Origin of the sequence: Streptomyces sp. NBC_00102 (assembly GCF_026343115.1) — a bacterium.
In the GTDB taxonomy this organism is placed as follows: domain Bacteria; phylum Actinomycetota; class Actinomycetes; order Streptomycetales; family Streptomycetaceae; genus Streptomyces.
The window spans coordinates 3,218,378-3,237,832 of sequence record NZ_JAPEMC010000001.1; the positions used below are offsets into that span (position 1 = coordinate 3,218,378).

Here is a 19,455-nt window from a genome sequence, read left to right on the forward strand (position 1 = left end):
CGGCGGCAGGAGTCGCCGATGCCGGCGTCCGCCGCCACCATCGGCAGTATGACCACGAGCAGGAAGAGCGCCGGGGAGTCCGCGGCGGACGGAGTACCCACCCTTCGGATCGCGCAGCAGCCTCAGGCGGACGAGCTGCTGGCCCGCAGCCCGCTGGCCGCCCTGGTCGGCATGCTGCTCGACCAGCAGGTCCCCATGGAGTGGGCCTTCACCGGCCCGCACTCGCTGGCCCTGCGGATGGGGGCGGAGGACTTGGACGCCCGGGAGATCGCCGCGTACTCCCCCGAGGCGTTCGCCGCGCTCTTCACCGACAAGCCGGCCCTGCACCGCTACCCCGGTTCCATGGCGAAGCGGGTGCAGCAGCTGTGCCGGTTCCTCGTCGCGGAGTACGACGGCGACGCGGCCGCGGTGTGGGCCGACGCCGCCACCGGCGAGGAACTGCTGGACCGGCTGAACGCGCTCCCCGGCTTCGGCGCCCAGAAGGCGCAGATCTTCCTGGCCCTGCTGGGCAAGCAGTTCGGCGTCCGGCCGCCCGGCTGGCGGGAGGCGGCGGGGGCGTACGGGGAACGGGGCGGGCACCGCTCGGTCGCCGACATCACTGGCCCCGAGTCGCTCGCCGAGGTCCGCGCGTTCAAGCAGCGGGCGAAGGCGGAAGCGAAGGCTGCGGCCACCGCGAAGAAGAAGGCGCCGGCGAAGAAGAAGGCGCCGGCGAAGAAGACCGGCACCACCCCCCGGACCGCGAAGTGAGGGCCCGCGCCCGCCGCCGGACACCGGCGCTCGTCGCCGCCGCCGTGCTGCTCCCGCCGCTGCTGCTGGGCGCGGCGGCCCAGCCGTCCGCCGCCGGACCGGACCCGGCCCGGGAGGCAGCCCGGCTCTCCCGGGAGCTGGTCGAGGCCGCGTCCGCCACCGGCGCCTACCGCCACCTGCGCCGTTTCCAGCAGGCGGCCGACGCGGCGGGCGGAAACCGGGCCGCCGGTACGGCGGGCCACGACGCCTCGGCCGCGTACGTCCTCCAGCAGCTTCGCCGGGCAGGCTACGACGCCCGGTACGAGTCCTTCCCCTTCACCTACACCGAGACGCTCGCCGAGAAGCTGGCCGTGGTCACCCCGGAGCCCCGGGACGCCGAGGTCGAGGCGATGACGTACACCGCGTCCACGGACGAGGGCGGGCTCACCGCCGAGCTGGTCCGGGTGCCGGTGGACGGCACGACCGGCTGCGAGGCAGCCGACTACGCGAAGACCGAGGTCACCGGGCGCATCGCGCTGATCGAGCGGGGCGGCTGCTCCTTCCTTCAGAAGCAGTCGGCCGCTGCCGGGGCTGGCGCGGCCGGGGCGCTGATCTCCAACAACCTGGACGGCAGGCTCACCGGCACCCTCGGCGACCCCGAGGCCGTCCGCATCCCCACCGGCGGTGTCAGCCGCGCCGAGGGCGAGGCGCTCGCCGCCGCGCTGGACGCCTCCGGCGAGGACGGGGAGAAGGTCACCGTGCACCTCGAACTCCGCGAGCGCCAGGAAGCCCGCACCACCCGCAACGTCGTCGCCCGGACCCCGGGCGGCGACCCCGCGCACACCGTGATGCTCGGCGCGCACCTGGACTCCGTCTCCGAGGGTCCCGGCATCAACGACAACGGCTCCGGCTCCGCCGGGCTCCTCGAAGTCGCCCTCCGCCTCGCGGCGACGCACCGCACCCCGGCGAACGCCGTCCGGTTCGCCTGGTGGTCGGCCGAGGAGAACGGGCTGGTCGGCTCGGAGGCGTACGTCGCCGGGCTGACCGCGGCCCAGCGCCAACAGATCGCCCTCTACCTCAATTTCGACATGATCGCCTCTCCCAACGGTGTCCAGTTCGTCTTCGACGGCGACGACTCGCAAGCCTCCGGCTCTGGCCCGGGCCCGGCCGGTTCCGCCCAACTGGAGCGCGGGATCACGGATTTCCTGGACCGCCGCAAGACCCCGTACGAGAGCTCCGACTTCACCGGGCGGTCCGACTACGGCCCGTTCATCGAGGCCGGCATCCCGGCGGGCGGCACGGACACCGGCGCCGAGGGCATCAAGTCGGCCGCCCAGGCAGGGAAGTTCGGCGGCAAGGAGGGGATCGCACACGACCCCTGCTACCACGCGGCCTGCGACACCCTCGACAACATCGACCGGGCGGCCTTCGAGACCAACATCGACGTGATCGCGGACGCGGTCGGCACCTGGTCCCAGGACCTGCGCCCGCTCACCGGCGCGGTCCCGGCGGCGGCCGGCACGGACCGCCACGGAAACGGACGCCTGCGCACCGGCCACGCCCGCGACACGGCGTGAGACACCCGCGCCACGGCGTGAGAAATACCCCCCGCGGCACGGCGTGACACACCCGCCGCACGGCGCGAAGCCCCCGTGGACGCCACGTGGGAAGCCCCGCGGAGAAGGGTCCGCGGGGCCAGGGTGCGCACCTCGCCGACGGGGGCGCACACCGCGCTCCCGCGCTTCCGCCCGCTCCGGGGGGTCACGGACCGCTCCCGTTCACCACGACACCACCCACCCGGCCCTCCCCGGTCACCGAGAACGGGTGAACTCCCCCTCCCGGGCCGGGTGTCGGCGTGATGTACACCCCCTCGGAGACGGCTCCAGAGGGGATCACCCTTCCGTTTTCAGGGGGTTCACTCGCTTTCGACCGGCATCATGCCCCCGTTCCCCGGCTGCGCACGGTGGTTGTTCCCCGGTAGGCTTTCCGTGTGATCTTCAAGCGCATCGGAAATGGGCGGCCATACCCCGACCACGGCCGGGAAAGCACCCGCCAGTGGGCCGACGTCGCGCCGCGCCCGGTTCGCCTCGACCAGCTCGTGACCACGAAGGGCGAGCTGGACCTCGAAACGCTCCTCGCCGAGGACTCCACCTTCTACGGCGACCTCTTCGCGCACGTCGTGAAGTGGCAGGGCGACCTCTACCTGGAGGACGGGCTGCACCGCGCCGTCCGCGCCGCGCTCCAGCAGCGCCAGGTGCTCCACGCCCGCGTACTCGAACTCGGCTGACGACACCCTCCCCGGGCGCCGGCCCGGCCGACGTCTCTACCACAACGCGCCCCGGAAGCCGCGCTGTCGGGCCTTTCGGGTGTTTTCAGGCGCATGCGGGTGCCATCGGTTGATCATTTAGTACGCATCATCAGCGACCCGCACTACGCTGCGCACATGAGCATGCTCACTCCCCCCGGCATGGGCGGAAAGTACCGCATCACGGGCAACGCCTATCCGCGGATGCGCCGCCCCCGTCGCCGCCGCAGGCTCGCCCTCGCCGCCGTCGCCACCCTCGTGACACTCGGGCTGGCCGGCTGGGGCACGCTGCAGCTCATCGACGTCTACTCGGGCGGTGACACGAAGGCGCAGGCGGCCGACCACAAACGGAAGTGCACCACCGCGGTCACGCGACAGGCGGCCGCCGTGAAGGCGCTGCCCGCGCCGGACCGGATCACGGTGAACGTCTACAACGCGACCCCGCGCAGCGGCCTCGCCAAGTCCGCCGCCGACGAGCTGAAGAAGCGCGGTTTCAAGATCGGTGAGGTGGGCAACGCCCCCGCCGCGTACGACAAGAAGGTTCCCGGCACCGGTCTGCTGCTCGGCCCGCCGACCGCCGCCGACAGCGCGTTCCCGGTCCTGGAGACCCAGCTTCCGGGCACCGTCCGCAAGACCGAGGCGCGCAAGAACGCCGAGGTCGATCTGATCCTGGGCACGCGGTTCCAGGCGTTCAGCACCCCGCAGGCGGCAGCCGCCGCGCTGACGGCACTGACGAAGCCGGCGCCCGCCCCCTCCGGCTGCTGAACCCGGGCGGCTGCCGAACCCGGGGCGACGCCCCCCGCGCGGACACGACGACGGCCGGTCACCCCACCTGTGACCGGCCGTCGTCGTGTCCGTCCGGCCCCAAGGGCCGGACACGCCCTAGTCGGCGGTGCCGTACATCCGGTCACCGGCGTCGCCGAGGCCCGGCACGATGTAGCCGTTCTCGTTGAGCCGCTCGTCGACCGAGGCGGTGACCACGGTGACGGGGGCGTCCGCGAGCTCGCGCTCCATGATCTCGACACCCTCCGGCGCCGCGAGCAGCACGACGGCGGTGACGTCGTCGGCCCCCCGCTTGATGAGCTCGCGGATCGCGGCGACGAGCGTGCCGCCGGTCGCCAGCATCGGGTCGAGGACGTAGACCTGCCGGCCGGAGAGGTCCTCCGGCATCCGGGTCGCGTACGTCTCCGCCTGCAGCGTCTCCTCGTTGCGGATCATGCCGAGGAAACCGACCTCCGCCGTCGGCAGCAGCCGCACCATGCCGTCCAGCATGCCGAGACCGGCGCGCAGGATCGGTACGACGAGGGGGCGGGGGTACGAGAGCTTCACGCCCGCCGTACGCGAGACCGGGGTCTCGATGTCGACCAGCTCGGTCCGCACGTCCCGCGTCGCCTCGTAGGCGAGCAGGGTGACCAGCTCGTCGGCGAGCCGGCGGAAGGTCGGGGAGTCGGTGCGCTTGTCGCGCAGGGTGGTGAGTTTGTGCGCCACCAGTGGGTGGTCGACGACGTGGATCCGCATGCCGTCAACACTAACGGCCTCCCGCGCGCCACGGGCTTCCTCCCCGGCGACGACCGGGGCCGCCCGCATCCGTCCGTACGCCAGCACTGGCATCATCCACTCGTTCGGGGGGAAGGTGAGGCATACGGACCAGCCTTGGGGTGGTGTGCGGATGCCTGACCGGGAGCGGAAGCGGGACGAACCCGCGACGCGGGGACGAACCGAAGCGCGCGACGTGCTCGACGAGCGCGACGCGCCGACCAGTACGGAGCACACGCAGGAGAGTGACGCGTCCCGCCGCCGGCGCCGGGCGCAGTTCCTCCGCGAGCTGCACGAGGCGAAGCAGCTGCGGGACCGCGTGCAGCCCCGCCGGGCCCGCGCGGCCCGTATGCGCCAACAGATGCGGATGCGTACCTTCCGCTGGTGACGGGGGCTCCGCCGGGCGCGTTCTCCCCTCCCCGGACGCTCCGGAGCGGCTTCCGCCGACCGGGCCCTCGCGGAACTGATGGCCGACGCAACGTCCGAAGAGGTCTCGCTCGGCCGATGTTTCTGCCACGATGCCGATTGGGCGGGGCTCAGCGCAGTCGACAATCGTCTGCCCTCCCGTCGGACCGATTCACCTCTGACCAGTGGGAGTGTCACGGTGTACTTCGCCGCACTGCTCGCGCGCACCGAAGACGGGTGGGAAGCGAGCGATACGGAGCTCGACGATGTGGAGGCCCTGTCCGACCTGACGGACCTGGCCCGGGACGCCTCGGTGGACGAGGACACGGTCCTCGTCTACATCGAGCAGGAGGACGCGTGGTTCGGCGTCGTCCGCGTGGACGGTGAGGAGGACCCGCGGATCTACGTCTCGGACGCCGCCGCCGCCGCCCGTTCCTCGTACGGGGAGATCCTGCTCACCGACGAACTGCTCGGCCGCGAACCCGGGGCCGAGGACGAGATCGCCGCTCTGGAAGAACTCGTCGGCCTCGACGGCGACGAGGACGACGATCCGGAATTCGGCCGCGAGGACGAACCCGGCGGGGACGACGCCGCCGCTCCGTCCGCCGGGGCCGCCGACGCGGACCACGACCCCGATGCCGTGCCGGCGGGACCGATCGGGGACGCCTCGATCCTCGCCGACCTCGGTCTCTCCGAGCGGGCGCTGCTGACCCTGCGGACCGACGCGCTGGCGGAGATCGCCGACGCGCTGGGAGCGGACGAGGTACTGGAGAGCGTCCGCTAAGGTCCGCGGGTGACCGCGCGCCCCCCCGAAGAACCACCGCCCCCGTTTTCCCCCACTCCCCTTCTCGCGTCCTTCGCCACCGATCCCGTACGGGATCCGTGGCGGGCCCCGATGCGCCATGCCCTGGACGAGGCGGCGCAGGCGGCGCTGGCCGGCGATGTTCCGGTCGGTGCCGTCGTCCTGGGACCGGACGGATCGACGATCGCCACGGGCCACAACGAGCGCGAGGCGACCGGCGATCCGACCGCGCACGCCGAGATCCTCGCCGTCCGTGGAGCCGCCGCCGCCCTCGGGCAGTGGCGGCTCACCGGTTGCACCCTCGTGGTCACCCTGGAGCCCTGCACGATGTGCGCGGGAGCGCTGGTGCAGTCGCGCGTGGACCGGGTCGTCTACGGCGCGCGTGACGAAAAGGCCGGGGCAGCCGGTTCGCTCTGGGACGTGGTGCGCGACCGGCGGCTCAATCACCGGCCCGAGGTGATCCTCGGCGTCCTGGAGGAGGAGTGCTCGGCGCAGCTCACGGCCTTTTTCCGGGCTCTGTGACAACTGATTTCTGATCCCGGGCCGTCATGGTCTAAGCTCTCTCTCGGTAGCGTGTCCGAGCGGCCGAAGGAGCTCGCCTCGAAAGCGAGTGTGGGGAAACTCACCGAGGGTTCAAATCCCTCCGCTACCGCTCTTACGAAGGGCCCGACGCATCGCGTCGGGCCCTTCGAGCATGTCCGGCGGGTGCGTCGTCGCGTCGTGCGGTCCGGCCCCCGGCACTGCGACGGCCCCGGCCCTCACGGAAGAGGTGGCCGGGGCCGGAGCCAAGGCCGCCGGACAGCCTTGCGGCGGGGGCCTTGGGGCGGGGGAGGCCGGCATCGGGGGGACAAAGCCGCCTCCCCCGCGAGGACAGTCCCTACTGGTCCTGCCGCGGTCGGGGGGAGAGAGCCGCGGCCGGACCCCACAGAGAGGGTCCTGTCCCGTGCCCTGCGGATTCCTGCCTGGTCCGCCGGGCCGTGCTTCCATCGTGCCCGCCGGCGCCGCCCGTGCGGGCCGGTGAAAGGCCCCTGTCGCAGGGCCGTTGGTCCCGAGAGGACCGGGCACCGAGTGCCGGACCTCCCACGGCGTTCGAACAACGATCGCCTGCGGGCCCCGAATCCGACCAGGTGTACGGATAGAATCTGCCGACCGCGCGGGGGACCGAGGGGGAGGCAGGGCTGTGGCGCAAGCGAGGAAGATCGCGCTCTACATCGTGGTGGTCTTCGTGCTCTACACGATCATCACGTCGCCCGCGAGGGCCGCCGACCTCGTCCAGGTAGGGTTCGAAGGCATCTCCAGCGCCGCCCAGGGCGTCGGGGACTTCATGTCCGAGCTGGTGAAGTAGGAGCGACCGCCGATGATCCGCCACCTGGTCCTGTTCAAGCTGAACGACGGCGTCGAGCGGGACGATCCGCGGGTCGTGGCCGGCGAGAAGGCCTTCCGCGAACTGGACGGCCTCATCCCCGAGCTGGAGTTCTGGGAGTGCGCCTGGAACATCACCGACCGGCCCATCGCGTACGACTTCGCCATCAACTCCGCCGTCAGTGACGCGGACGCGCTCGTGCGGTACATCGAGCACCCGGCGCACCAGGCGGCGGCCGGGCAGTGGCGCGAGTTCGCCACCTGGGTCATCGCCGACTACCCCTTCTGAGCCGTACGCGCCCCGGCGCGCGGTCCGTTCACGGGTCCCGCGCGCGGGGCGCACGGGACTCACGCCCTGCTCGCACCTCGCCTTCGCGCGGGTGTGCGCCGCCTTCGCACCCCTCTTCGCGCACGTGCGCGCCGCCTTCGTGGGGACGTCCCGCACGGTGCGGTCACGGTCCGCCGGTCGCAGGTCACAGCCCTTCACCTCTCAGGTGGAGGGCTTTTGCTGGTTTTTAAACCCGTTTGACTCCAACACGGCTATATACGGTGCTTGCACAGAGTGGACATGTCTTGTGATGCTATGACCGCTTTTGATGGATGAATTGACCGCAGTTGTCCGTCACGTTGACTGTCGGCCGACCCTGCCCGTCGACCGCGCGGTTCGACCGCGCACATCGACCGTGCAGCTCGGCCAGGACGCGTGACCGTGAAGTCGACCGTGAAGGGGTGGCGTCACCGTGCCGGCCAGTGCAGCGCCTCAAGTGCCTCCCCAGACGGTCCAGAAGGACCGCACCGAGCTGTCCGAAGACGTCCGGACCGAGACGCCCGACCCCTCCGCGCCACCCGCCAGAACCCGGGGTGCCGACACGAGAGCGCTCACCCAGCTGCTCTTCGGCCAGCTCAAGGAGCTCGATCCCGGTACGGCCGAACACCGCAGGGTGCGGGCCGCACTGATCGAGGCGAACCTGCCGCTGGTGCGGTACGCGGCCGCACGCTTCCGCAGCCGCAACGAGCCGATGGAGGACGTCGTCCAGGTCGGCACCATCGGCCTGATCAACGCGATCGACCGCTTCGACCCCGAACGCGGCGTCCAGTTCCCCACGTTCGCGATGCCGACCGTGGTGGGCGAGATCAAGCGCTACTTCCGGGACAACGTCCGCACCGTCCACGTGCCCCGCCGGCTGCACGAACTCTGGGTGCAGGTCACCGGGGCGACGGAGGACCTGACGACCGCTCACGGACGTTCCCCCACCACCGCCGAGATCGCCGAGCGGCTGCGGATCTCCGAGGACGAGGTGCTGGCCTGCATCGAGGCCGGCCGGTCCTACCACGCGACCTCGCTGGAAGCGGCCCAGGAGGGCGACGGCCTGCCCGGTCTGCTCGACCGCCTCGGGTACGAGGACCCGGCGCTCGCCGGCGTCGAGCACCGCGATCTCGTCAGGCACTTGCTCGTGCAGCTGCCCGAGCGCGAGCAGAGGATTCTGCTGCTGCGCTACTACAGCAACCTGACACAGTCCCAGATCAGTGCCGAACTGGGCGTCTCCCAGATGCACGTGTCAAGACTTTTGGCCAGAAGTTTCGCCCGACTGCGATCCGCAAACAGGATCGAGGCATAACCAGAACGGGTAGACCGTCTCCAAGCGGTTTTCCGGCACCCCCCGCACGCCACACCCCTTGCTTCCTGCGGATACGCGGCGCTGACTTATCGACATGTCACTACAGCGTGTTGCCGACATGTGACATTCTGCTGGAACCGCGTTTGCCGCAGCCTCCCCTCCGGTATTCAGGTGGAGGCTGCGTTCCTCCGATGGTCGCGGCCACCGCGACCGTCCGCGACCTCAAGGGGGTGGCATGTCCGTAGACCAGGGCAGCTCGAAGGTGCTCACGCTCACGAAGAGCGCGCCCGCGCCTGCCGTGCTCACCAGCTCGTCGGAAGCCATCGACACCCGTACGCTGTCCCGCTCCCTGTTCCTGCGGCTCGCCGCACTCGGTCCCGAGGGAACGGACAGCCCGGAGCGGGCCTACGTACGCGACACACTCATCGAACTCAACCTCCCGCTGGTGCGGTACGCGGCAGCGCGCTTCCGCAGCCGCAACGAACCGATGGAAGACATCGTCCAGGTCGGCACCATCGGCCTGATCAAGGCGATCGACCGGTTCGACTGCGAGCGGGGCGTGGAGTTCCCGACGTTCGCCATGCCTACGGTCGTGGGCGAGATCAAGCGGTTCTTCCGCGACACCTCGTGGTCCGTGCGGGTCCCCCGCCGGCTCCAGGAGCTCCGCCTCGCGCTCACCAAGACCAGCGACGAACTGGCGCAGCGGCTCGACCGCTCGCCGACCGTCCCGGAGCTGGCCAAGGCGCTCGGCGTCTCCGAGGAGGACGTCGTCGACGGGCTCGCCGTCGGCAACGCCTACACCGCCTCCTCGCTCGACTCCCCGTCCCCCGAGGACGACGGCGGCGAGGGCTCCCTGGCGGACCGCCTGGGGTACGAGGACACCGCGCTGGAGGGGGTCGAGTACCGCGAGTCCCTGAAGCCGCTGCTGGCCAAGCTCGCGCCCCGCGAGCGGCAGATCATCATGCTGCGGTTCTTCGCCAACATGACCCAGTCGCAGATCGGCGAGGAGGTCGGCATCTCGCAGATGCACGTCTCGCGCCTGCTGACCCGTACGCTCGCGCAGCTGCGCGAGGGGCTCATCACCGACTGAGGTTCCCGGCCGCCGGGGGCACGCGCTCGCGCGTCCCGGCGGCACCCCCCATGCCCGGGCCGCGCCCGGACGTCCCCGGGTCGCGCCCCGGAACGTCCGGCCGGTCCGGTTCCCGAGCGGCGCCGCTCGTCGGCTCCGGCCGCCGCTCGCCGTGCGCGCGCCGTTCGTCCGTGCGCACGGCACGCGCCGCGCGCCCGTCGTACGCGCGCCCGTCGTACGCGCGCCCGTCGTACGCGTGCCCGCGACAGCGACAGCGACAGCGACAGCGACAGCGACAGCGACAGCGACAGCGACAGCGACCACGAACGCGGCGGCGGCCTCCGTGATCACGGAGGCCGCCGCCGCACGGTCGGACGGTGCGGGTCAGCCGAGCGCGAGCCAGGCGACCGCGGCGAGGACGACGACGACCGCGACGACGGCCACGATCACCCCGGTCTTCGGACCGCCGGACGGGGCGGCCTGCTGGGGCCGGCGCTGCGGCTCTCCGTCGTCGACGAAGGCGCGGAACATCTGCGTGCTGCCTGCCGGGTCGTCATTGCCCGCGGGGCCCTGCTGAGGGGCGTGGGGGTTGTGTGCCATGGGCCAGGACCCTAGCGAACTCGGGCCTTCCGCCCAACCCCCGGGGGACGTACGGGCGACGGTTCGTACGGACATTCCCCTCATCTCCACAACACCGCACGCTGTCAACATGAGCACATATAAGGACTCACCCTGTGGTGTGAGACACACAGGTGACTCACCGGGGCCACACGCTGCGGCTTTGACCGTGAGCCTACGGAGCCTTTTGGGTTCCTTTACTTATGCAAGCCCCATTTCGTTTGCCTGCAGCAACCAACGGCTTCTATGGTTGCCCTAAGCAACAAGATATTGAGCAGAAGTCTGGGGGTGCCCCGTGGCCGCACGGAGTCAGTACGAGGAACTGGCCCGGCACCTCAGCGCCGTAGGAGTCGTGAAGCGCGGACTCTCCCGCGCTCTGCCGACGGACTGCCCCGGTGGCTCGGCCGCGGTGCTCGCGCTCCTCGGCCAGCACGGCGAGATGCGCATCAGCCGACTCGCCGAACTGCTCTCCGTGGACATGTCCGTGACCAGTCGGCACGTCGCCCACGTGGCGGAACGCGGCTGGATAGAGCGGTTTCCCGACCCTGCGGACAAGCGCTCGCGCATCTTGCGGCTGACCTCCTCGGGACATGACGTGCTGGTCGACCTCAGTCGCCGGAGCACCGAAGTCTTCGCGCACAACCTCGCGGACTGGTCCGACGACGAAGTCGGACAACTCGTCACACTGCTGGCACGGCTCTGCGGCAGCTTCGCTGCCCGCACGCCCAGCGCGTGCACCCCCGGACGGCACAGCGACGACTGTCGCGCGCGGCTCGACGGACCCGCCGACCCGAAGGGGTCCGCCCCGGACCAGAAGCCCGCGGAAGGGCTCGTTCCGGCCACGGACGCCTGACAGGTACCCGTACACCTCTGTAACAGAAGCAAAGCAAAGGACATTCATGGCTACGACCACACCGACCGGTGTGCGGGGCGGCCACGCCAAGCACGGGGGCTCCGAAGCCTCCGCGGGCGCGCCGATGACACACCGGGAGATCATGGAGGCGCTGACCGGGCTGCTGCTCGGCATGTTCGTCGCGATCCTGTCGTCGACGGTCGTCTCCAACGCTCTCCCCCACATCATCTCCGACCTCGGCGGCGGCCAGAGCGCCTACACCTGGGTGGTCACGGCCTCCCTGCTGGCGATGACCGCGACCACCCCGATCTGGGGCAAGCTCTCGGACCTCTTCAGCAAGAAGCTGCTCGTCCAGATAGCCCTGGTCATCTACGTGCTGGGCTCCTGCGCGGCCGGTCTCTCGACCAGCTCCGGCATGCTCATCGTCTTCCGCGTGGTCCAGGGCATCGGCGTCGGCGGTCTCTCCGCCCTCGCCCAGGTCGTGCTCGCCGCGATGATCTCCCCGCGTGAGCGCGGCCGGTACAGCGGTTACCTCGGCGCGGTCTTCGCCGTCGCCACCGTGGGCGGTCCGCTGCTCGGCGGTGTCATCACCGACACCAGCTGGATGGGCTGGCGCTGGTGCTTCTACGTGGGTGTGCCGTTCGCGATCATCGCCCTCTTCGTGCTCCAGAAGACCCTGAAGCTCCCGGTCGTCAAGCGTGACGTCAAGGTCGACTGGACCGGCGCGTTCTTCATCAGCGCGGGCGTCTCGCTGCTGCTGCTCTGGGTGACCTTCGCCGGCGACAAGTACGCCTGGGGTTCCTGGCAGACCGTCGTGATGCTGGTGGGCGTCGTCGCCCTCATCGGCGCGTTCGTCTTCACGGAGTCGAAGGCCCGCGAGCCGATCATCCCGCTGCGGCTCTTCCGCAACCGGACGATCACCCTGGCCTCGGTCGCCTCGCTCTTCGTCGGTGTCGCGATGTTCGCGGGCACCGTCTTCTTCAGCCAGTACTTCCAGCTGGCGCGCGGCAAGTCGCCGACGATGTCCGGCGTCATGACGATCCCGATGATCGCGGGTCTCTTCCTCTCCTCGACCATCTCCGGTCAGGTCATCACCAAGACCGGACGCTGGAAGGCCTGGCTGGTCTCCGGTGGCGTCCTGGTCACCGCGGGTCTCGGCCTGCTGGGCACGATCCGGTACGACACGACGTACTGGCACGTCGCGATCTTCATGTTCCTCGTCGGTGCCGGTGTCGGCATGATGATGCAGAACCTGGTCCTCGCCGCGCAGAACCAGGTCGCTCCCCAGGACCTCGGTGCGGCCAGCTCCGTGGTCACGTTCTTCCGTTCGCTCGGTGGCGCCATCGGCGTCTCGGCGCTCGGTGCCGTCATGGCCAACCGCGTCACCCACTACGTGACGGACGGCCTCTCGGACCTCGGTGTCAAGAGCACCGGCGGCACCGGCGGCGGCATCCCGGACCTGGCGACGCTGCCCGCCCCGATGCGTGCGGTCGTCGAGGCCGCGTACGGACACGGCGTCGGTGACGTCTTCCTCTTCGCCGCCCCCTGCGCACTGCTCGCCTTCCTCTTCGCGATCTTCATCAAGGAGGTCGCGCTCCGGACGAACACCGGCAGCGAGGCCGCCGCGGCTCCGGCCGCCACCGAAGAGGTCGCGACGGAGGTCGCGGAAGCGGTCACCGCCGCCCCTGTCGCCGCGGCCACCGCGACGGCCACCCTGGAGGCTCCGGCCGCGACCGACACCCTCGTCATCGAGGGCACCCCGGTGCGCGGTGTGGTGCGCGGCGCGGACGGCGCTCCCGTCGCCCAGGCCGCCGTCACGCTGATCTCGCTCGGCGGACGCCAGCTGGGCCGCTCGGTGGCCCAGGCGGACGGCTCGTACGTCCTCGACGCCCCGGGCAACGGCAGCTACGTGCTGATCGCCTCCGCCGACGGCTGCCAGCCGCAGGCGTCCACGGTGGTCGTCGGTGACGAGCCGCTGGCCTACGACATCCTGCTCTCGGGCACGAGCGGACTGGCCGGTACGGTCCGGGCCGCCGAGGCCGGTACTCCGGTCCAGGGCGCCATGGTGATCGTGACCGACGTGCGCGGTGACGTACTCGCCACCGGCACCTCCGGCGAGAGCGGCGACTTCGCCTTCGGCGAGCTGGTCCCCGGCACGGTCACCCTCGCGGTGAACGCGGACGGCTACCGCCCGCTGGCCCTCCCGGTGGAGATCGCCGGCACGGGTGTCACCCGGGTCGAGGCCGCCCTCCAGGCCGGTGCCCTCGTCCAGGGCGTGGTGCGCGCCGGTGCCGCCGGTACCGCGCTCACGGACGCCCGCGTCACCCTGATCGACGCCGCCGGCAATGTCGTCGCCACCTCCACGACCGGTGCGGACGGCGCGTACGCCTTCACCGATCTGGACGCCGGCGAGTACTCCGTCGTCGCGACCGGCTACCCGCCGGTGGCGAGCACCGTGACCGTCGCCGGTCACGGGATCGACGGACACGACATCGAACTCGTCCACCCCGGCGAGTGACCGAGCGGTAAAGACCCCTGGCGGGACGGCACTTTCAGCGGAGAGTCTGTCCCGGCCGGTGGAAATGGGCCCCGGTGGAGCGTGCGGCAGGCAGGGGACGGCCTGCCGCACCGCCCGCCGGGGCCCGACTCGTTCCACGAGACGGCGAGTCAGCGAGCCAGTGAACAAGGAGAGAGAACGGTATGGGACTTCGCGCACAGGTACGGACGCGGGACGGCTGGGCGGTCCAGCACGCGATCGTCACGGTCACCGACATGACCGGCAACCAGATACTGCGCGCCACCGCCGACGAAGACGGTGCGACCCGCACGGAAGAGCCGCTGCCCGCCGGCGCGTACACGGTGATCGTGACCGCCATCGGTTACGCCCCCGCAGCCTCCACCGCCCTCGTGACGGCCAGCGGCCGGATCGAGGCCGGCACCGTGGTCCTGGCCCGGCAGGGCGGCGTGGAACTCCCGCCGCCCGGCGACTGGTCGCTCGACCCCGCGCACTGCTCGGTGGCCGCCTCCGCCCAGCACCTGGGCATCTCCAGCGTGCGCGGCCGGTTCACCGAGTTCAGCGGCCGGATCGTGATCGACGAGGACATCGCCCGGTCCCGGGTGGACGCCGTCATCGACGCGGCGAGCATCGACACCGGCAACGGCCTGCGCGACAAGCACCTGCGGTCCGCCGACTTCCTCGACGTGGACCGGTTCCCCGAACTCTCGTACACCTCCCACGCGCTGGTCCCGGCCGGTCCGGACCGCTGGACGGTCGAGGGCGAGCTGACCATGCGGGGCATCGCCCGCCCCGTCGACCTCGACCTCACCTACCTCGGCACCGGCCCCGACCCGTGGGGCGGGGTCCGGGCGGCGTTCCGCGCGACGGCCGAGCTGCGCCGTGACGACTTCGCCATGAACTACAACCAGGTCGTGAAGGCGGGCATCTCCGCCATCGGCACGACGCTCCGCGTGGAGCTGGACGTCCAGGCGGTCCAGGGCTCTTCCCTGCCCTCCTGAGCCGTACGCGACGGGCCGGCCGCCGCGGAGGGTACGCCCTCCGCCGGTGACCGGCCCGCCGTGCGTCCGGGGGCCGGTGGCAGGCCCTCCGGACGTCCCGGGCGGGCTGTGCGGACACCGCCTAAGCTGGGCACATGGCTCCCCACATCGCGACCAACACCACCGCCGACCGTGACGAGTTGCTGGAGTTCGTGAGGCCCCGGCACCGGGCGCTGCTGATCACCGCGCGGTCCGACGGCCGCCCCCAGGCATCCCCGCTGACCTGCGGGGTGGACGACTCCGGGCGGATCGTGGTCTCCACCTACCCGGAGCGTGCCAAGACCCGCAACGCCAAGCGGGACGACAAGGTCAGCGTGGTCGTCCTCTCCGACGACTGGAACGGCCCCTGGGTGCAGATCGACGGCTCCGCCGAGGTCATCGACGCGCCGGACTCGGTCGAGCCGCTCGTGGAGTACTTCCGCAACATCTCCGGCGAGCACCCGGACTGGGACGAGTACCGGGCCGCCATGATCAAGCAGGGCAAGTCGATCATCCGGATCACCCCGGAGCGCTGGGGACCCATCGCCACCGGCGGTTTCCCCGCCCGGCTCGTCACGGGCACGGACGCCTGAGGACCGCCCCGATTGACTTCCGCGACCACGGTCCCGCCCGGCCCCGGCCTCCTCACCCGGGCCCGGCTGCTCACCGCCCCCGAGGTCTCCCCGGCCGTCCGCCTGGGGCTGGCGGCGACCACCGGGCGCCCGTGGGCCGCGTACCCGGCGGACGGGCCACCGGGCGGTACGGGACCGGTCGTCTACGTCGGGGCCACCCGCCCGGCGGGTCTGCCCGAGGATGAACTGATCTGGTTCCACAGCGTCAACGCCGGTACGGACGCGCTGCTCGCGCCCGGCACCTGGCCCGCCGGGGCGCTGCTGACCCGGACGGTCGGCCGGATGGGCGAGCGGATCGCGCAGTACGTGCTGGCCTGGGTGCTGGCCGAGTGCCAGTCGGTACCGGAGTTCGCGGCGCGGCACGCGCGCGAGGAGTGGCGGCGCGAACCGTCCGAACTCGCCGCCGGGCAGACCGCGCTGATCCACGGCACCGGCCGGATCGGCTCGGCGGTGGCCTCCCTGCTGCGGGCCTGCGGGCTCCGCACGGTCGGGGTGGCCCGGACCGCGCCCGCCGTCCCGCCGGCCGGCTTCGACCGGGTGGTGGCGGCCGGCGGGGACGCCGAGCGGGAGGCGCTGGGCGAGGCGCGCTGGGTGGTCGCGGCGCTGCCGCTCACCGCCGCCACGGAGGGCTACTTCGGGGCGGAGCGCTTCGGGTGCGTGCAGGGGGCGTCGTTCGTCAACGTGGGGCGCGGGGCGACGGTGGACCTGCCGGCGCTGGAGACGGCGCTGCGGGCCGGGGCGGTACGGCGAGCGGTGCTGGACGTGCTCCCGTCCGAGCCGGCCGCCCCCGGTGATCCGTGCTGGCGGCTGCCGCGCACGGTCGTCACCTCCCATTCGGCGGGCATCACGGAGGACGGGGACATCGTCGCCGACTTCGCCGCCTGCTGGGCGGAGTCGGTCGCGGGACGGCGGCCGGAGCTGGCCGTGGACGTGCGCCGCGGCTACTGACGGGCCGCCCGGCCGGGCTTTTCCGTCCGGATCGGGCCGCGGCAGGGGGCCGGGTCTCAGCAGGCCAGCATCTTCTGGACGGCCTGGCGGCTCACGCCCAGTTCGCGGGCGATGTCCGCCTGGGACACGCCCTGGCCGATGAGGCCCTGCATCAGGTCCCGGCGTTCGACGGCGGACTCCCGGGCCAGCCGGGTGTGGTGGACGGCCCGGTCCCGGGCCTCCCTGATGCGGTCGAAGGTCTGCTCGTGCGCGGTGAGGTCCGTCGTTTCTGCCATGGCCCCAGGATGACAACCCCTCGTTGTCACGTCAACCCCTCGTTGTCGCCGAGGTCGCCGGGGTGCCGGGGGCGCCGGTCCGTTCGCGACGCGTCGTACCGCTCGTCTCAGCGGTCCCGGATCGTCTCGATGCCCGCGATCAGCAGGTCCAGCGCGAAGGCGAAGTCCCGTTCACGCATCTCCTCGACCGTGTCGCCGCCGCGCGCGTCCATCAGGCCCTGCGAGACGTCGACGACCGGCTTGAGGCTCGGCTCGGAGCGGTACGCGGTCATCGCCTGCTGGAAGTACTCGTCCTGGCTGACCCCGGCGGCGGCCGAGCGGCGGCGGAGGTCGCCCTCGATGGTGCCGAACCCGTACACGAACTGGAAGACCGCGGAGAGCGCCCCGGTCTGCCGGTGCAGGGGGAGACCGGTCGCCCGGATCACGTCCTGCACGGCGCGGGTGAAGAGCAGGGAGTGCGGTCCGATGTTGAGGAAGCTCCCGACGAGCGAGGACGCCCACACGTGGCGTACCAGCAACGCCCGGTACGCGGCCGCTAGTTCGCGCAGGCGGTCGGGCCAGGCGGCGTCCTCGCGGGGAGCCGCGATCTCGCCGTGGACCGAGTCGAGGGCCAGCTCCAGCAGGTCGTCCTTGGTGTCGACGTACCAGTAGAGGGACATCGCGGTGACGTCCAGTTCGGCGGCCAGGCGGCGCATGGAGAACTTCGCCAGGCCCTCCGCGTCCAGCAGCCGGACCGTCGCGGCGGTGATCCGGTCCCGGTCGAGGCCGGCGGGCGAACCCTCCGACCTGCGGGTACGCGAGGCCGGGCGCTCGGTGAGCCACACGCTGGTCCGCATGGCCGATGGGGCCGGAGCCGTTCTCGGCGCGGGCTCCTCCGCCCGGTCTGCCGCGGACACCATGGCGCACTCTCCTCGTCTGCCCGGGGGACGGACCGGGCGGGACACCGTCACGGATGCCCCGGATGTCCCGTCCGATGCTATGCCGCCGAACCGGTCGGCTCCCCCGGCGTGTTCGGGCTTTCCTCCGCACCGGGAGTTCCGCCGGCCCGCTCCGCCCTGCGCAGCAGCGACGCGGCGGCCAGCCCGCCGACCAGGACCGCCGCCGCGCCCACCAGTTGGCCTCGCTCCAGCCCGGACGCGAAGGCGTGCGTGACGGCGGTGCGCTCCGGGCCGTCCCCGGCCGCCGCCAGTGCGGCGGGCAGGGAGGCCGCACCGGCGGCGGCGAGGGGCAGCAACGCGGCGAAGCGGGAGGTGAGGACCGCGCCGAGGACGGCGACCCCGAGGCCGTTACCGAACTCGGCGAGGGTGCCGTTGACGCCCGCACCCACCCCGGCGCGCTCCGGCGGGATGGCGCCCATGATCGCGGCGGCCATCGGGGGGCCCGAGAGGGCGATCCCCACCCCCATCACGACCAGGCCGAGCAGCATGCCCGCGTACCCGTGCGGGGCGAGCAGCGCCACCGCGGCAAGACCGGCCGCCAGCAGCGACATCCCGGTCGCGATCGTGGCGGGGGTACCCATCCGGGGCACCAGCCGGGCGCCGAGACCGGTGAGGTTGAGGGCGACCACGGTGAGCGCGAGCGGGGCGATGCGCAGCCCCGCCTCCAACGGCTCGTAGCCGAGCACGAACTGGAGGTGCTGGGTGAGCAGGAAGAGCGAGCCGCCCATCCCGAACGTGACCAGCACCGAGCCCGTCACCGCGCCGACGAAGGACCGGTTCCGGAAGAAGCGCATGTCGAGCATCGGGTACGGCACGCGCAGCTCCCAGAGCGCGAACCCGGCCAGTACGGCCGCCCCGGCGAGCGCGGGCAGCAGCACCCGGAAGGAGGCCCAGCCGTGTTCCGGCCCGGAGATGATCGCGTACACCACGGCACCCATGCCGATCGTCGAGAGCAACGCACCGAGCAGGTCCGGGCGTTCGCCGTCCCGGTTCTTGAACTCCGGTACGAGGCGGGCCACGGCGACCAGCCCGAGGGCGGCGACGGGGAGGTTGACGAGGAAGATCGAGCCCCACCAGAAGTGGCCGAGCAGCACCCCGCCGAGCAGCGGCCCGGCCGCGAAGCCGAGGGAACTGACCGTGGCCCAGAGCCCGATGGCGCGGACCCGCTCGGTCTCGTCGAAGACCTGGACCACGACGGCGAGCGTACTGGTGAGCAGCAGCGCCCCGCCGACCCCCATCCCGGCACGGGCCGCGACGAGTTGGCCGGGGCTCTGGGCGAACGCCGCCACCAGCGAGCCGACTCCGAAGACCGCGAGCCCGGCGAGCAAGGCTTTCTTACGGCCGTAGCGGTCCGAGGCACTGCCCGCGGTGAGCAGCAGGCCCGACTGGACGAGCGAGTAGGCGTTGATCATCCACTGCACCTGGGCCCCGGACGCACCCAACTCCCCGGTGAGGGAGGGGATCGCGACGTTGAGGACGGTGTTGTCGAGCAGCACGGTGAGCTGGGCGAGGCAGATCACGCCGAGAATCAGCCAGCGCCGGGGGTGCGGAGGCGGGCGGAGGGCGGGTTCGGGGCCGGGGCCGGGTTCGGGGCCGGCACAAGGGGTTGAGGCGTTCGCCGTCATGCGGTCTCCTACGGGACAGCCTGCTGCGCGGCGGCCGGCGGTGGCCGGGGCGGGACTGGCGTTGCGGGACTGGCGGTACGGAGCGATCGCCATACACCGTAAGGGAGCTCTTCTACGGCGTACAAGTGAATGTCCGGCACTCACCCGAACGGGCGAACAGGTGCCCGGGCCGGGTTTGCCACCGGTCGGCACGGCACGCGCGGTCGGC

At 71.9% G+C, this 19,455-nt stretch carries 21 protein-coding genes and 1 tRNA gene; 17 read left to right on the forward strand and 5 right to left on the reverse strand.

Annotated elements, in window-relative coordinates:
• Window positions 1–48 precede the first annotated feature (48 nt).
• The 4 genes from OHA55_RS14315 (at window position 49) to OHA55_RS14330 (ending at window position 3,796) form a co-directional block, all read left to right on the forward strand.
• Window positions 49–747 carry an HhH-GPD-type base excision DNA repair protein gene (locus tag OHA55_RS14315; protein ID WP_266706377.1) on the forward strand — a complete coding sequence of 233 codons (699 nt, stop codon included), beginning with the start codon at window positions 49–51 and terminating at the stop codon, window positions 745–747.
• Window positions 744–2,303, forward strand: coding sequence for a M28 family peptidase (locus OHA55_RS14320; RefSeq protein WP_266706379.1), 1,560 nt, complete (start codon window positions 744–746; stop codon window positions 2,301–2,303). Before OHA55_RS14315 ends, OHA55_RS14320 begins: the two co-directional genes overlap by 4 nt.
• Window positions 2,304–2,716: 413 nt before the next feature.
• Window positions 2,717–3,013: a type II toxin-antitoxin system VapB family antitoxin gene (locus tag OHA55_RS14325; protein ID WP_266706381.1), complete on the forward strand. Its 297-nt coding sequence runs from the start codon at window positions 2,717–2,719 to the stop codon at window positions 3,011–3,013.
• Between the two features lie 180 nt (window positions 3,014–3,193).
• Window positions 3,194–3,796 (forward strand): LytR C-terminal domain-containing protein, encoded by a 603-nt coding sequence (locus OHA55_RS14330; RefSeq protein ID WP_266710647.1) that lies wholly within the window; start codon window positions 3,194–3,196, stop codon window positions 3,794–3,796.
• Window positions 3,797–3,913: 117 nt separating this feature from the next.
• Here the strand turns inward: OHA55_RS14330 and upp are convergent, their stop codons facing one another.
• Complete coding sequence (upp, locus tag OHA55_RS14335; protein ID WP_266706383.1) at window positions 3,914–4,549, reverse strand: uracil phosphoribosyltransferase; 636 nt, start codon at window positions 4,547–4,549, stop codon at window positions 3,914–3,916.
• A gap of 151 nt (window positions 4,550–4,700) precedes the next feature.
• On the opposite strand from upp, the gene OHA55_RS14340 reads away from it, so the two are divergent.
• The 8 genes from OHA55_RS14340 to OHA55_RS14375 all read left to right on the forward strand — a co-directional run bounded on the left by OHA55_RS14340 (window position 4,701) and on the right by OHA55_RS14375 (window position 9,845).
• Complete coding sequence (locus OHA55_RS14340; RefSeq protein ID WP_266706385.1) at window positions 4,701–4,955, forward strand: hypothetical protein; 255 nt, start codon at window positions 4,701–4,703, stop codon at window positions 4,953–4,955.
• 216 nt (window positions 4,956–5,171) lie between these two features.
• Window positions 5,172–5,756 carry a hypothetical protein gene (locus tag OHA55_RS14345; protein ID WP_266706387.1) on the forward strand — a complete coding sequence of 195 codons (585 nt, stop codon included), beginning with the start codon at window positions 5,172–5,174 and terminating at the stop codon, window positions 5,754–5,756.
• 111 nt (window positions 5,757–5,867) lie between these two features.
• The gene (tadA, locus tag OHA55_RS14350) at window positions 5,868–6,296 is read left to right on the forward strand and encodes a tRNA adenosine(34) deaminase TadA (RefSeq protein WP_266710649.1); all 429 of its coding nucleotides are present in this window, start codon (window positions 5,868–5,870) and stop codon (window positions 6,294–6,296) included.
• 45 nt (window positions 6,297–6,341) lie between these two features.
• Window positions 6,342–6,426 (forward strand) — tRNA-Ser (locus OHA55_RS14355).
• A 528-nt stretch (window positions 6,427–6,954) separates the two neighbouring features.
• The gene (locus OHA55_RS14360) at window positions 6,955–7,119 is read left to right on the forward strand and encodes a hypothetical protein (protein ID WP_266706389.1); all 165 of its coding nucleotides are present in this window, start codon (window positions 6,955–6,957) and stop codon (window positions 7,117–7,119) included.
• Between the two features lie 12 nt (window positions 7,120–7,131).
• Entirely contained in the window at window positions 7,132–7,425 is a 294-nt protein-coding gene (locus OHA55_RS14365) for a Dabb family protein (protein ID WP_266706391.1), read from the forward strand.
• A gap of 475 nt (window positions 7,426–7,900) precedes the next feature.
• Window positions 7,901–8,755: an RNA polymerase sigma factor SigF gene (locus OHA55_RS14370; RefSeq protein WP_266706393.1), complete on the forward strand. Its 855-nt coding sequence runs from the start codon at window positions 7,901–7,903 to the stop codon at window positions 8,753–8,755.
• A gap of 235 nt (window positions 8,756–8,990) precedes the next feature.
• Window positions 8,991–9,845 (forward strand): RNA polymerase sigma factor SigF, encoded by an 855-nt coding sequence (locus tag OHA55_RS14375; RefSeq protein ID WP_266706395.1) that lies wholly within the window; start codon window positions 8,991–8,993, stop codon window positions 9,843–9,845.
• Between the two features lie 363 nt (window positions 9,846–10,208).
• Here the strand turns inward: OHA55_RS14375 and OHA55_RS14380 are convergent, their stop codons facing one another.
• Window positions 10,209–10,424: a hypothetical protein gene (locus OHA55_RS14380; protein ID WP_266706397.1), complete on the reverse strand. Its 216-nt coding sequence runs from the start codon at window positions 10,422–10,424 to the stop codon at window positions 10,209–10,211.
• A gap of 313 nt (window positions 10,425–10,737) precedes the next feature.
• Between OHA55_RS14380 and OHA55_RS14385 the strand changes: the two genes are divergently transcribed.
• The 5 genes from OHA55_RS14385 (at window position 10,738) to OHA55_RS14405 (ending at window position 16,409) form a co-directional block, all read left to right on the forward strand.
• Entirely contained in the window at window positions 10,738–11,295 is a 558-nt protein-coding gene (locus OHA55_RS14385) for a MarR family winged helix-turn-helix transcriptional regulator (protein WP_266706399.1), read from the forward strand.
• Between the two features lie 46 nt (window positions 11,296–11,341).
• On the forward strand, window positions 11,342–13,813 hold the full coding sequence (locus OHA55_RS14390) for an MFS transporter (RefSeq protein WP_266706401.1): 2,472 nt from the start codon (window positions 11,342–11,344) through the stop codon (window positions 13,811–13,813).
• A 182-nt stretch (window positions 13,814–13,995) separates the two neighbouring features.
• Window positions 13,996–14,811, forward strand: a complete 816-nt coding sequence (locus tag OHA55_RS14395) for a YceI family protein (protein WP_266706403.1) — start codon at window positions 13,996–13,998, stop codon at window positions 14,809–14,811.
• A 134-nt stretch (window positions 14,812–14,945) separates the two neighbouring features.
• On the forward strand, window positions 14,946–15,422 hold the full coding sequence (locus OHA55_RS14400; RefSeq protein WP_266706405.1) for a PPOX class F420-dependent oxidoreductase: 477 nt from the start codon (window positions 14,946–14,948) through the stop codon (window positions 15,420–15,422).
• Window positions 15,423–15,434: 12 nt separating this feature from the next.
• Window positions 15,435–16,409, forward strand: a complete 975-nt coding sequence (locus tag OHA55_RS14405) for an NAD(P)-dependent oxidoreductase (protein WP_266706407.1) — start codon at window positions 15,435–15,437, stop codon at window positions 16,407–16,409.
• A 56-nt stretch (window positions 16,410–16,465) separates the two neighbouring features.
• Here OHA55_RS14405 and OHA55_RS14410 read toward each other — a convergent pair whose 3' ends face one another.
• From OHA55_RS14410 to OHA55_RS14420, 3 genes are all read right to left on the reverse strand, one after another.
• Window positions 16,466–16,684 (reverse strand): hypothetical protein, encoded by a 219-nt coding sequence (locus OHA55_RS14410; RefSeq protein WP_266706409.1) that lies wholly within the window; start codon window positions 16,682–16,684, stop codon window positions 16,466–16,468.
• Between the two features lie 107 nt (window positions 16,685–16,791).
• Window positions 16,792–17,583: a TetR/AcrR family transcriptional regulator gene (locus tag OHA55_RS14415; RefSeq protein ID WP_266706410.1), complete on the reverse strand. Its 792-nt coding sequence runs from the start codon at window positions 17,581–17,583 to the stop codon at window positions 16,792–16,794.
• A gap of 77 nt (window positions 17,584–17,660) precedes the next feature.
• The gene (locus OHA55_RS14420) at window positions 17,661–19,247 is read right to left on the reverse strand and encodes an MFS transporter (protein WP_266706411.1); all 1,587 of its coding nucleotides are present in this window, start codon (window positions 19,245–19,247) and stop codon (window positions 17,661–17,663) included.
• Window positions 19,248–19,455 lie beyond the last annotated feature (208 nt).

What these genes read in the sequence shown, in the direction of transcription:
- OHA55_RS14315 (WP_266706377.1), top strand. Translation starts at nt 49, where the DNA reads ATGACCACGAGCAGGAAGAGCGCCGGGGAGTCCGCGGCGGACGGAGTA.
- OHA55_RS14330 (WP_266710647.1), top strand. Translation starts at nt 3,194, where the DNA reads ATGGGCGGAAAGTACCGCATCACGGGCAACGCCTATCCGCGGATGCGC.
- upp (WP_266706383.1), bottom strand. Translation starts at nt 4,549, where the DNA reads ATGCGGATCCACGTCGTCGACCACCCACTGGTGGCGCACAAACTCACC.
- OHA55_RS14340 (WP_266706385.1), top strand. Translation starts at nt 4,701, where the DNA reads ATGCCTGACCGGGAGCGGAAGCGGGACGAACCCGCGACGCGGGGACGA.
- tadA (WP_266710649.1), top strand. Translation starts at nt 5,868, where the DNA reads ATGCGCCATGCCCTGGACGAGGCGGCGCAGGCGGCGCTGGCCGGCGAT.
- OHA55_RS14365 (WP_266706391.1), top strand. Translation starts at nt 7,132, where the DNA reads ATGATCCGCCACCTGGTCCTGTTCAAGCTGAACGACGGCGTCGAGCGG.
- OHA55_RS14375 (WP_266706395.1), top strand. Translation starts at nt 8,991, where the DNA reads ATGTCCGTAGACCAGGGCAGCTCGAAGGTGCTCACGCTCACGAAGAGC.
- OHA55_RS14380 (WP_266706397.1), bottom strand. Translation starts at nt 10,424, where the DNA reads ATGGCACACAACCCCCACGCCCCTCAGCAGGGCCCCGCGGGCAATGAC.
- OHA55_RS14390 (WP_266706401.1), top strand. Translation starts at nt 11,342, where the DNA reads ATGGCTACGACCACACCGACCGGTGTGCGGGGCGGCCACGCCAAGCAC.
- OHA55_RS14395 (WP_266706403.1), top strand. Translation starts at nt 13,996, where the DNA reads ATGGGACTTCGCGCACAGGTACGGACGCGGGACGGCTGGGCGGTCCAG.
- OHA55_RS14400 (WP_266706405.1), top strand. Translation starts at nt 14,946, where the DNA reads ATGGCTCCCCACATCGCGACCAACACCACCGCCGACCGTGACGAGTTG.
- OHA55_RS14410 (WP_266706409.1), bottom strand. Translation starts at nt 16,684, where the DNA reads ATGGCAGAAACGACGGACCTCACCGCGCACGAGCAGACCTTCGACCGC.
- OHA55_RS14415 (WP_266706410.1), bottom strand. Translation starts at nt 17,583, where the DNA reads ATGGTGTCCGCGGCAGACCGGGCGGAGGAGCCCGCGCCGAGAACGGCT.
- OHA55_RS14420 (WP_266706411.1), bottom strand. Translation starts at nt 19,247, where the DNA reads ATGACGGCGAACGCCTCAACCCCTTGTGCCGGCCCCGAACCCGGCCCC.